At 34.4% G+C, this 11,462-nt stretch carries 12 protein-coding genes; 11 read left to right on the top strand and 1 reads right to left on the bottom strand.

Annotation, left to right across the window (positions count from 1 at the left end):
• Both Q7P22_RS03765 and Q7P22_RS03760 read left to right on the top strand, forming a co-directional pair.
• A partial coding sequence (locus Q7P22_RS03765; protein ID WP_303860809.1) for an oligosaccharide flippase family protein occupies positions 1 to 686 on the top strand: 686 nt, incomplete at its 5' end.
• Positions 687 to 712: 26 nt separating this feature from the next.
• On the top strand, positions 713 to 1,717 hold the full coding sequence (locus Q7P22_RS03760) for a glycosyltransferase (protein ID WP_303860806.1): 1,005 nt from the start codon (positions 713 to 715) through the stop codon (positions 1,715 to 1,717).
• 105 nt (positions 1,718 to 1,822) lie between these two features.
• Here the strand turns inward: Q7P22_RS03760 and Q7P22_RS03755 are convergent, their stop codons facing one another.
• The gene (locus Q7P22_RS03755; RefSeq protein ID WP_303860803.1) at positions 1,823 to 1,993 is read right to left on the bottom strand and encodes an aspartyl-phosphate phosphatase Spo0E family protein; all 171 of its coding nucleotides are present in this window, start codon (positions 1,991 to 1,993) and stop codon (positions 1,823 to 1,825) included.
• A gap of 249 nt (positions 1,994 to 2,242) precedes the next feature.
• On the opposite strand from Q7P22_RS03755, the gene Q7P22_RS03750 reads away from it, so the two are divergent.
• The 9 genes from Q7P22_RS03750 (at position 2,243) to Q7P22_RS03710 (ending at position 11,350) form a co-directional block, all read left to right on the top strand.
• Entirely contained in the window at positions 2,243 to 3,409 is a 1,167-nt protein-coding gene (locus Q7P22_RS03750) for a nucleotide sugar dehydrogenase (RefSeq protein ID WP_303860801.1), read from the top strand.
• An 88-nt stretch (positions 3,410 to 3,497) separates the two neighbouring features.
• Positions 3,498 to 5,006, top strand: coding sequence for a lipopolysaccharide biosynthesis protein (locus Q7P22_RS03745; RefSeq protein WP_303860798.1), 1,509 nt, complete (start codon positions 3,498 to 3,500; stop codon positions 5,004 to 5,006).
• 21 nt (positions 5,007 to 5,027) lie between these two features.
• Positions 5,028 to 5,831 carry a glycosyltransferase family 2 protein gene (locus tag Q7P22_RS03740; protein WP_303860796.1) on the top strand — a complete coding sequence of 268 codons (804 nt, stop codon included), beginning with the start codon at positions 5,028 to 5,030 and terminating at the stop codon, positions 5,829 to 5,831.
• Positions 5,832 to 5,921: 90 nt separating this feature from the next.
• Positions 5,922 to 6,923, top strand: a complete 1,002-nt coding sequence (locus Q7P22_RS03735) for a glycosyltransferase (RefSeq protein ID WP_303860794.1) — start codon at positions 5,922 to 5,924, stop codon at positions 6,921 to 6,923.
• Between the two features lie 26 nt (positions 6,924 to 6,949).
• Positions 6,950 to 8,203, top strand: coding sequence for an O-antigen ligase family protein (locus Q7P22_RS03730; RefSeq protein WP_303860792.1), 1,254 nt, complete (start codon positions 6,950 to 6,952; stop codon positions 8,201 to 8,203).
• The gene (locus Q7P22_RS03725; protein ID WP_303860791.1) at positions 8,200 to 9,276 is read left to right on the top strand and encodes a glycosyltransferase; all 1,077 of its coding nucleotides are present in this window, start codon (positions 8,200 to 8,202) and stop codon (positions 9,274 to 9,276) included. Before Q7P22_RS03730 ends, Q7P22_RS03725 begins: the two co-directional genes overlap by 4 nt.
• Positions 9,273 to 9,740, top strand: coding sequence for a PssD/Cps14F family polysaccharide biosynthesis glycosyltransferase (gene pssD / locus Q7P22_RS03720; protein ID WP_303860788.1), 468 nt, complete (start codon positions 9,273 to 9,275; stop codon positions 9,738 to 9,740). The genes Q7P22_RS03725 and pssD overlap by 4 nt, the downstream gene beginning before the upstream one ends.
• Positions 9,737 to 10,240, top strand: a complete 504-nt coding sequence (pssE, locus tag Q7P22_RS03715) for a PssE/Cps14G family polysaccharide biosynthesis glycosyltransferase (RefSeq protein ID WP_303860784.1) — start codon at positions 9,737 to 9,739, stop codon at positions 10,238 to 10,240. The genes pssD and pssE overlap by 4 nt, the downstream gene beginning before the upstream one ends.
• A gap of 3 nt (positions 10,241 to 10,243) precedes the next feature.
• On the top strand, positions 10,244 to 11,350 hold the full coding sequence (locus Q7P22_RS03710) for an MraY family glycosyltransferase (RefSeq protein WP_303860781.1): 1,107 nt from the start codon (positions 10,244 to 10,246) through the stop codon (positions 11,348 to 11,350).
• Positions 11,351 to 11,462: the final 112 nt, after the last annotated feature.

Genomic DNA, 11,462 nt, shown 5'->3' with positions numbered 1-11,462 from the left:
GATTAATGCTTTACCCTGTACAGAATTTGACCCATGTTATTACACCTGTACTTCATCCTATATTATCTGCACATCAAGACGATAGAAAATATATCTACGAAAAATACCTTAAAGTCCTCAAGGTTCTTTCGCTTCTTGGGGTATTTGTCTCAGCTTATTGCTATTTTGCAGCAGAGGAAATTATCATGATTTTATATGGCGAGCAATGGTACGCTTCTGTGCCTAGTTTTCAGTTATTGGCCTTATCCATATGGGCGCAGATGATTAGCTCTAGCACCGGATCTATATTTCAAAGTATTGGTAATACAAAGTTAATGTTTTTAACGGGAACGGTGTCGTCCGTTTTAATCGTTGGTGCTATTTTAGTAGGGATTGGATTTGGGAATATTAATATGGTAGCCGGCTTTGTAACGCTTGCTTTTAATATCAATATCGCCATTTCATTTTATTACTTAATTAAAAAGGGCTTAGGGTATTCCTTGAGGGCGTTTGCTGGCAAGTTTGTGCCTGATTTCATCATATTTTTGATTACATTTGTAGGATTATATTTTATCTCTCAAATATCCTTTAATCACCCATTGATTTCAGCTATTATCAAAGGTATCGTCGCAGTAGTCTTATTTGCTTTTGGTTTATTCATTACAAAACAATACTCTACGGTTAAAGGGATCATAGGTAGAAAGTAAAATAAATGTAGAAAAGGGTTTAGATTATGAAAGAACAATTTGATATCTCTGTTATCATGCCTATTTATAATACACAATCGTATATAAGAGAGGCTCTAGAGTCTATTCTAAATCAATCGAAGAAGAATATCGAGCTTATCGCCATCAACGATGGCTCTACGGATAAAAGTGGTGATATTGCAAAAGAATATGCAAATACGTACAGCAATATTTTATACCTAGAGCAGGTCAATAAAGGTCAAGGCGCTGCTAGAAATGTAGGCTTAAAAAACGCTAGGGGAAAATATGTTTACTTTATGGATAGTGATGATATTTTAGAAAATAGTGCTCTACAAGTCCTCTACGACCAATGCCAAGGATATGATCTAGATATGATCATATTTGATGGGGAAAGCTTTTATGATGAGAATTATATAAGTGAGGATAAAAAATCCTTTAAATACACTAGAAATAAAGTGTATGGGGGAGTTTATAATGGAGCTGTGCTCCTTGATGAGCTTATTAACAATAGGGATTATTATGTTTCACCCTGCCTATATATGTTTAAAAAGGAAATTGTAATGCAAAAGGGTTTGTATTTTCCAGAGGGAATCATTCACGAGGATGAACTGTTTAGCTTTCAGCTGTACTTGTATGCGAATAAAGTAAAGCATATTTCTGCGGTCTTCTTTAAAAGGAGGATTAGAGGGAATTCAACGATGACCTCTAACAATTATGCAAGGAGCTTTCAAGGTTATAGTCAGTGTCTTTTAGAGTTAATGGACAAACAAGAGATTTATAAAAAGGATTATAGGGGCGACTTGGGCTTAGTAGAAATTATCATAAAAAAAGAGCTTAGAAAGCTCTACAATGCAATTCTTAGGACTTTTCATGGCATGAATCCTAGTGAAAGGGCAAATTATAGGGAGCAATTCAGGAAAGTGAAGAGTAAGGCTAGGGAGCAAGCATACTTTGGAAAGCGATATGGTTTTTTTGAAAGCAATTTTTATTATTTCTACCATAGGCTTCTGGATTTGAAAAAGAAAGTCTAAATAATAGCTAAGTATCTAGCTAGATACTTAGCTGGGTTCTATCAGCAATTATTATGTGTACAATGGTTATACTTTTATAGACCATGATGATTGTATGAGGGTGTATTAGAATTTTTCTCGAATAAATTCGAGATAATTTGTAATAGCTTTATCTAAATCCTGGCTTGCTATTAAAATATTTGGGTCTAATAAGTTTGAATCTTTTTTTTCTATTAATACTTCTAATTTTTTCTTTAATTCTTCAATATCTTGTAGTATTTTTTGTATCTCGGACATTTTTATCACCACCTGTAATTAGGATGTACAGGTTGAGGTCAACTATGCGACTTACGTGAAGTAAATAATCAATATAAATGCTAAGTAAATAGTCGCAGAATACTTTTCAGTTTAAGAAAGCATATAAATGATAATAATGAATATGTAAAAAATACTCTATTAAAAAGGTTTGTTTAAGGTTTTATTTGTATACTTAATCTACAAAAGAGTATACGGACTTGATAAGTTAGGCAAAACGGAGGGATAAGAATGAAAATAACAGTTGCAGGAGCGGGCTATGTGGGATTGTCTAATGCGGTTCTTTTGGCTCAGCACAATGAAGTAATAACCATAGACATTATTCAAGAAAAAGTGGATATGATTAATAATAGAAAATCTCCCATTGTGGACAAAGAATTAGAGGCGTACCTTTCTAAAAAAGAATTACACTTAACTGCTACGACAGACAATTACAAGGCGTATAAGGAAGCGGATTTTGTCATCATAGCTACACCAACTAATTATGATCCAGAAAAGAATTTTTTTAATACAAGATCTGTCGAAGCGGTAATCGCTAGTGTTTTGTCTATTAATCCAGACGCTGTAATGGTCGTAAAGTCTACAGTACCAGTTGGTTATACAAAGAAAATACGAGAGATGTTTGAAACAGATGATATTATCTTTTCACCTGAGTTCTTAAGAGAAGGAAAAGCACTTTATGACAATCTTTATCCATCTAGAATTGTCGTAGGGGAGCAATCAGGAAGAGCTAAGAAATTTGCAGATCTTTTGGTGCAAGGGGCAATTAAAGAAGATATTCCTGTATTGTTCACAGATTCAACAGAAGCAGAGGCGATTAAATTATTTGCTAATACATACTTGGCGTTAAGGGTAGCGTATTTTAATGAGCTCGATACTTATGCAGAGGTCAGAGGATTAAATACGAAACAAATCATCGAAGGGGTATGTTTAGACCCACGTATTGGTACACATTACAATAATCCTTCTTTTGGATACGGAGGATATTGCTTACCAAAGGATACAAAACAGCTTCTAGCTAATTATGCAGATGTACCTCAAAATATTATGTCTGCAATCGTAGATGCAAACAGGACGAGAAAAGACCACATTGGAAAAATGATTGTCAAGAAGAATCCAAAGATTGTAGGGATTTATCGATTGACTATGAAGACAGATTCGGATAATTTTAGGCAGTCTTCTATTCAAGGGGTTATGAAGCGAATTAAAGGTAAGGGGATTGAAGTTGTAGTGTACGAGCCAGCTCTAAAAGAGGATACCTTCTACAATTCTAGAGTGATTAGGGCTATAGATGAATTTAAGGAAATCTCTGATGTAATTGTATCAAATCGTATGGCAGATGAGATTAAAGATGTAGAGGACAAGGTGTATACGAGAGATATTTATTGTAGGGATTGATTAAAGATAGGTGGTCAGCAAAACCTCTTTACTCGCCTAGAGGCGAGGTGATTTAGAACTTACAAATTAGAACGTACAAGGTGAATGAATGAGAACACAGAAAACTATACGCAATATGTTATCGGATATTATCCCCTTTTTTATTATGGGGATTTTGGGGTTTATTAAAATTCCTATTTTTATTGATTATTTAGGGCAGGGGTATTATGGCTTTACTCAGTTATTTAACCAAATTTTTAATTATTTAAATTTAGCAGAGGCAGGGTTTGGAACGTCTATTGTTTTTGCCCTTTACTCTCCTATCGCAGATAGAAATCGAGATAAAATCAATAGATTGCTGTCTGGGGCAAAGATTATCTTTAGGAGAATTGGAATCATTATTTTAACAACAGGGTTTATTTTATCCTTTTTTATTGATTATTTAATAAAAAATAATCCCATGAGTCCTCTTTATACCCAGGTAGCGTTTATCCTGTTTTTGCTCACGGGAATAGGCAATTATTTCGCTTATGCACCTAGATTTTTGCTGCAAGCAGACCAAAATAAGTACATGACGAATCTCGTAACCAATATCATGAGAATTGTTCAAATTGTCGTAGAGATTGTACTGCTTATTTTAGGTATTGATTTAATTGGTATTTTTGTATGGTATTTTATCAATATGATTTTTACCAATATTATTATCAACTATTTTGCTTACAAGAACTATCCCTGGATAGATCTAAAACAGGAACCTGATATGTCCACTGTAGATAATACCAAACACGTATTTATGCAAAAAATAGCTACTATTATTGCTTCAAATACGGATAATATCGTATTGTCTGCCTTTGTTGGCGTGAATGTAGTAGCCATTTATGCGAGTTACAATTATATAGCGCAGTTTATTATTAGCATTACAAATAAAATCATCAACTCTACCCAGGAGAGCTTTGGTAACTTTTTTGCTTCTAAAGAGAAAGAAGAGGCTCTTAGTAGCTTTTGGGAGATGAATTCTTTTTTATTTTATATGGCATCTATTGTTTTTACAGTGACTTATCTTTCTATAAATAATCTTATTCGAGTGTGGGTCGGCAGTAAAATGGTAGTCAGCCAGTTTACGGTGCTTTTGTTTTGCATGGTTTTCTTTTATCGAATCGTTCGAGGCACAGGATCCGTAATTATTAATGGAATTGGAGCCTTTAAGGAGACAAAGTGGCAATCTTTATTTGAAGCCATCATCAATTTGAGTTTGTCCTTGCTTTTAGTAGGTAAATTTAGCATTGATGGGGTGTTATTCGCCACAATTGCTTCTTATGTTTTAACTGGATTTTGGTTTATTCCAAATTATATATTTAAAAATGTATTTCACAAGAGTGCTAAGAGCTATTTCATAAATTATGGTATAAATGTATTGATTATGGTCATCGTCTTGTATCTGGGGGATGTATTTTGCTCTTATGTAGGTTTTTATGAAGATACGATTAGTACAATGAGATGGTTTATAGAAACTGGAATTTTTACTTTGTTGGTTTCTATAGTGTATTTTGTTATTTATTACTGTTGTTATAAACATTTTCGGTTATTGGTAAAACGCTTAGTAACGATCCTTAAATGATAATTGAAAAAAGGAGATCGTATGAAATTATCTTTATTGTTACCCACATTAGGAGAGAGAGAAGATGAACTTAGAAGGCTTCTCGATTCCTTGAATATACAAGAATATAAAGAGTTTCAAGTGGTAATTGTGTCTCAAGACAATCATGATATCATAAGAGAAATCATAAGCTATTATGGTGAGCTAGAAATCATTCATGTACCCATCGACCAAAAGGGACTGTCTCATTCTAGAAATATAGGTTTGAAACACTGTAATGGGTCTATTGTGCTTCTTTCTGACGATGATTGCTGGTATCATAAGGATTCACTAAAGATTATTGGAGAAGAATTTATTGGCGACTCTAATCTAGATGTGTTGTTGACGCAGATTTATGATAGGGTCAATGGAAAACTCTATAAATCAAATTATGGAAATGAGAGTAAGATGATTACACAAGACAAAGAGTTTCTCGCTAAGTCGTCTATTGAGATTGCCTTTAAAAAAGACTCCTGTCCTATTGGCTTTGATGAAGATTTTGGCTTAGGTGGGATATATAATAGTGGAGAAGAAGTAGACTTTTTAATCAATAATTTTTCAAAGGAAAAATTTTTTAAATATTTACCAATGGTTACGGTCTACCATCCAAGGAAAGCTGTCGTAGTGGATCAAAAAAGGGTTACAAATAGAGGTGCACTATATGCCAAAAATTTTGTTTTGGGGAGAGCTATAATGGATTTGGTGAAAGACCTCGTGGTTCGAAAGCAAAATTATTTTAGATTGTTTTTTAAAGGCTATCGAAAATATAAAGCAAGTGGTAAGCAAAATTTTTTTACTCGTCTATAGGCGAGGTGGTGTAAGCTCCTTTGCCTAGGATGACTGGGGTGGATGATCTGATATAGTAAATATAATTTGTAGGTTAGGGGGAAAATCGTTTTGAGCAAAATTAGTATTGTTATTCCTGTCTATAATGTAGAAAAATATATAAAGAAGTGCGTTTCTTCAATTTTAAAGCAGAGTTTTTTGGATTTTGAGCTAATTTTAGTGGATGATGGGTCCACGGATGGAAGTTTAGGGATTTTGGAGGGGTTTCAAGAGTCTAGTCCAAACAGAGTTAGGGTTATTACTCAGCAGAATAAAGGGGTTTCGGCGGCTAGAAATGCAGGTATTGTAGAGAGCAAAAGCGATTATATTATGTTTGTAGATAGCGACGACTTTTTGGAAAAAGATATGTTAGAGCTTATGTATGAGAACGCTGTAGAAAATGATTCAGACCTTGTGCTATGCAATGCTACAGTTGTTACGGACGAGAAATGTGAGTTTATTCGAGAATGGTCTTCTGGTGAGTTGACTCAAAAGGTTCAGTCTATCTTTGAAAACAAGGATCTGATCAATACGGTTCTCCCAGCTCCTTGGGGTAAATTATATAAGAAAGAGCTGTTTACACAAAATGAGATTTCTTTTCCCTTAGGCCTTCGCAATCAAGATTTAGGGACTACACCTCGTATCCTTAGCCATTGCAATAGAATATCAAAGGTAAGTAAGCCCTTGTACAATTATCGATATCGTACGGGTTCAGCTATGAGAACATACGATCGCAAGATTATGGATGCAGCCAAGAATCTAGAAATCGTAAAAAGGTATTTTGAAAAGCGAAATGTAGCAGAAGAATTTTCAGAACAGTTGGAGTATTTGTTCATAGAACATCTGCTCTTTCGAGCTATTTACCGAGTAAAATTTGTAGAGGAAAATTCTCTGAGAAATGAGCTGACTAAAAATATTTGCCTCGTTCTCAATAAAGAATTTCCTAATTGGTACAAAAACAAAAATATATCAAATTTACCATTTAAGAAAAAAGTATATTTAAATGTAGTTCGATTAGGGCATATTGGAAAGGTAATGAATCTATTTCAGTTAAAAAAGAAATTTGTAGGCTAATAAAAAGATTGACCGAGAGGATTTTTATGAAGAACATATTACAGTATTTAGATTATTATAAGTTATTGCTGTTGTATATCGTAATTCAACCAATTATCGATATCTTTACAGCGTTTTTTCTCCTACAATTAAATATTAGCATTACACCAGGGCTACTAATTAGAAATGGAGCTTTTCTTGTAGCCTTGCTGTATGTGTTTATTGTAGAAAAAAAACATAGGATTTATTTCGTTTTAATAGCCCTTTTCTATGGAATACACTTGTTGTTTAATACCTATTATAAAGAGGTATTAAATTACTATGAGGAAATCAGCTATTTTTCTAAATACGTGTTTTTTATTGCATTTCTTATAGCATGTAAGCATATTATAAGCTCGATGGAGCACTCACTAGGGAATCAAAAGCTATACAAGGCCCTTTGGATTTCTTTGAATATTATTAGCATATGCATCATTTTTGCTGCCCTTACAGGGACGGGAATTGAATCTTATGGAAGTGAAAAAATGGGACAGACGGGATGGTTTTTCTCTGGTACAAAAATAAGCGCTGCTATGGCTATATTATTTCCTGTTGCCCTTCTCTATACAGTGCAAAATCCGAAGTATCTCTTAGGAAAGCTCATCTTAATTGTATTCAATATGGCAGCTATGTTTATAACCGGAACAAAAACTAGTTATATGGGGATAATCCTAGGGCTGTTTGCAGGGGTTGTAATCCTAATATTAAGATCTATTATATTAAAAGAAACTAAGTGGAAGAAGGTGGTAGTGATATTTACTGCTTTATTAGTAGGAGCCGTCCTTTATACCCCATATTCTCCTGTATACAATAATATCCGCATTCACCAGTCTTGGGATAGTGAATCGAAGCCAGACATTATCTTTAATGGCAGGGAGCTTAAGGCAAATGACACCAATGAAGATTTTGAAAAGGGCGCTGTAGTGAGAAAGTTTATAGGCGTAGGGTACGGAGGCGACTATGAAGATAAAAACAAAGTAATCCCAATAGAAAGGGATTTCCATGAGCTACTTTTCTATTATGGTGTCGTAGGCTTGATTTTGCTTTTATATTATCCAGGCATTATGATTATAAAACTTGCGGTAAAATATCTCATAAACTTTAAATCCATTTCAATAGAAGAGACCATGCTTATGACTTCGCTTGTTGCAGGATTAGGATGTGCTTTTATTGCAGGGCACGTGTTGTTTGCGCCATCGGTAAGTGTATTTCTAACCTGCACGATAATCGCTTTGTGGAAAAAACAGGAGAGAGCAGAATGAGAGTATTAATAATTTCTAATATGTATCCCACAAAAGATAAGCCCCAATTTGGCATATTTGTGTACAATCAAGTAATGGAATTAGAAAAAATGGGCTATGAGTGTAAGGTCATTAGCTTGCAATCAAAGGGCAATAAATATTTGCGCTACCTTACATTTCTTGTAAAGGGATTGTTTTATTCCTTAATAAAGGGAGGATCCTACCATATTGTTCACGCCCATTACGCTTTTCCACCAGGCATTTTTGCCACACTGCATAAGAAAAGATACGGTTCTAAGATGATCATAACAGCTCATGGTAGTGACATCAACAAGATGCCGAATAAGAGCCCTCTTATTAAAAAAGAGATACAAAAAATTATAAGAGAAAGCCATAAAGTCATTTGCGTTAGTGAAGAACTAAAGCACAAAATATTAGATTGGAAGATTCAAGAAGAAAAGATTCAAGTAATCAATATGGGTGTTAATGGCTCCATATTTTGTAAAATGGACAAAGAAAAAGTAAAGCATGAGCTAGGTTTACCTTTTGATAAATTTGTAGTTTTATTTGTCGGGAATTTTTACAAGGCAAAGGGGATTTTAGATTTACTTGAAGCTTTTAAGAAAGCACTTATTCCAAGCAAGATGCTCCTCCTAGTAGGAGATCCAAATGTTGAGACAAAGACTACGGAACAGATCCATAGCGGACTTGAAGAAAATATAAGGGTAATTCCGCCACAATCCCAGCAAGAGGTAGCAAAGTACATGAACGCATGCGATGTATTTGTATTGCCATCTTATACAGAAGGCTTTAATCTAGTAACATTAGAGGCCATGGCAACAGAGACTTTGGTAGTGACAAGTGATATCGAGGCATTTGAGTACTTAGAGGAAAACACTGTCATAAAATCGAAGACAGGAGACGTTGAGGACTTAGCCCGACGTCTTGAAATGGCTTATGGATTAACGGCTGAAGAAAAAGAAGCCTATATAGCAAATGGATGGAAAGTAGCTCAGGAAAATAGCGCTCAGGAGAAGGCAAAAAAAGTAGGGATAATTTACGAAGAATTATTTAATGAAAGGATAATTTCATGAAGAAAAAAGTAATGTTTATTTCCTCTGTAGGTGGGCATTTGACGCAACTTTTGCAGCTTAAGGAATTATTTGATGAGTATGATTATAAAATTGTAACGGAAAAGACAAAAATTACAGAAAAGATGAGAGATGAGCACGATATGTCTTATTTGTTGTACGGTGCGAGAAATTATCCTGTAAAGTACATTTTTAAATTTATTGCCAACTTTTTTAAGTCTGTATTTTTGTTCTTACAATTTCGCCCTGATTGTATTATTACAACGGGAGCTCATACTTCAGTGCCTATGTGTTATATTGCAAAGATTTTTGGCAAGAAAGTTATCTTTATTGAAAGTTTTGCCAAGACGAGCTCTCCTAATTTATCTGGTAAGCTTGTCTACCCTATTGCAGATTTATTTATTGTTCAATGGCAATCTATGTTAAAATATTACCCAAGAGCAGTGTATGGGGGGTCAATATATTGATACTCGTACAATTAGGAACTCATGAATTAGAATTTCCAAGAATGCTTCAGTTGATTGAAGAGTGTATTGATGAGGGTGTTATTGATGAAAAGATTATGGTACAGAGGGGAAATACAAAATACCAATCAGATAAAATGGAATTTGTAGAGTATTTAAGCTACGAAGAAATGGAAGTTTTGACCAAGGAAGCTCGTTATATCCTCACCCATGGAGGAACGGGGTCAATTATCACGTCTATTAGGCATGGTAAAAAAGTAGTAGCCTTTCCTAGGCTAAAAAAATATAATGAGCATAACGATGACCATCAAGAAGAAATTTTAGATATGATGGAATCCCAGGAATATATTAAAGTGTGCCATGATGGAGATGATTTGGTTCAAATCATAAAGGATTTAGACAATTTCGAACCAAAGGTCTTTAGTTCGGACAATAGTAAAATGGTCGGTATTTTGCGAAACTTCATTGACGGTATCGATACGAGACATACTAAAAAGAGGTAATCCATGGAAGATATATTGATATATTTATTTTGTTGTAGTGTCGCTATGGCGATTACTCCATTTATTTCAAAGCTGGCAATAAAAATTGGTGCAGTGGATAAACCAAATAAAAGAAAAGTTCATAACAGAGTAATGCCCACATTAGGGGGATTGTCTATTTTTATTGCCTTCTTATTAGGTCATGTTTTTTTTGGCTATCCTCATTTTCAATTTAAAGCCATCTTAATTGGAAGCATTATTATCATTAGCTCTGGCATAATAGATGATAAGTTTGACTTAAGTCCAAAGTTTAAGGTTTTATTTCAATTAGTAGCAGCTAGTATTGTGATCTTTTACGGAGGAATTTATTTAAAGTCTATTACTTTACCTTTTTTCGGTACAATTAAATTAACTTATCTAGGTTATTTTCTCACTTATTTATGGATTATCGGGGTTACAAATGCTATTAATCTTATAGATGGATTAGATGGATTAGCCTCTGGAGTAGCTACTATCACCTTTATGACCATGTACATACTTGCGACATTAGAAGGGGATTACTTTGTTATGACCTATGCCCTTATTTTAGCAGGCTCGAGTACGGGTTTTTTGGTATACAATTTTCATCCTGCTAAGATTTTTATGGGAGATACAGGAGCATTGTTTTTAGGCTATATTATATCCGTCTTGTCTTTAATGGGTTTTAAAAATGTCACGTTTATTTCCTTTATTGTGCCGATACTCATATTAGGTGTACCTGTTTTTGATACCTTTTTTGCCATCATTAGAAGAAAATTGAGAGGTCAGTCTTTTGCCCAAGCCGATAAAGAACACTTACATCACTTGCTTATGACTACAAATAGATCTCAAACAAAAACGGTCCTTATGATTTATGGGATTAGTATTACTTTTTCGGGAGTATCTATTATTTATTCGGTCGTATCCATTAAGCTAGGATTGACCATACTGGTGATTTTATTTGTTCTCATTCAATATTATGCAGGTAAAATAGGGCTACTAGGTAAACACTTCCTCCCATTTTCTTTAGTTGTAAAGGACCGCGGGGGTACTGCTACGACTGTGGAGGGGGATACTAGGGAAAACTTGGATTTAAAGGATAAGAAAAAATGAGCTTGATTAGATGGCTAGATGTGGGAAAAATTTCCACTGACTCACTTTTTTGCTCTAATCTCCTCGTACTTTCTCTTCCCTAGTAGATACAGTGCCTCTTCGTCAAGGGTGG

Source organism: Alkalibaculum bacchi, assembly GCF_937875145.1.
GTDB lineage: Bacteria > Bacillota > Clostridia > Eubacteriales > Alkalibacteraceae > Alkalibaculum > Alkalibaculum bacchi_A.
The sequence above is the reverse complement of the archived record's forward strand: the minus strand, read 5'-3'. Positions and strand labels throughout refer to the sequence as shown.

What these genes read in the sequence shown, in the direction of transcription:
- Q7P22_RS03760 (WP_303860806.1), top strand. Translation starts at nt 713, where the DNA reads ATGAAAGAACAATTTGATATCTCTGTTATCATGCCTATTTATAATACA.
- Q7P22_RS03755 (WP_303860803.1), bottom strand. Translation starts at nt 1,993, where the DNA reads ATGTCCGAGATACAAAAAATACTACAAGATATTGAAGAATTAAAGAAA.
- Q7P22_RS03750 (WP_303860801.1), top strand. Translation starts at nt 2,243, where the DNA reads ATGAAAATAACAGTTGCAGGAGCGGGCTATGTGGGATTGTCTAATGCG.
- Q7P22_RS03745 (WP_303860798.1), top strand. Translation starts at nt 3,498, where the DNA reads ATGAGAACACAGAAAACTATACGCAATATGTTATCGGATATTATCCCC.
- Q7P22_RS03740 (WP_303860796.1), top strand. Translation starts at nt 5,028, where the DNA reads ATGAAATTATCTTTATTGTTACCCACATTAGGAGAGAGAGAAGATGAA.
- Q7P22_RS03730 (WP_303860792.1), top strand. Translation starts at nt 6,950, where the DNA reads ATGAAGAACATATTACAGTATTTAGATTATTATAAGTTATTGCTGTTG.
- Q7P22_RS03725 (WP_303860791.1), top strand. Translation starts at nt 8,200, where the DNA reads ATGAGAGTATTAATAATTTCTAATATGTATCCCACAAAAGATAAGCCC.
- pssD (WP_303860788.1), top strand. Translation starts at nt 9,273, where the DNA reads ATGAAGAAAAAAGTAATGTTTATTTCCTCTGTAGGTGGGCATTTGACG.
- Q7P22_RS03710 (WP_303860781.1), top strand. Translation starts at nt 10,244, where the DNA reads ATGGAAGATATATTGATATATTTATTTTGTTGTAGTGTCGCTATGGCG.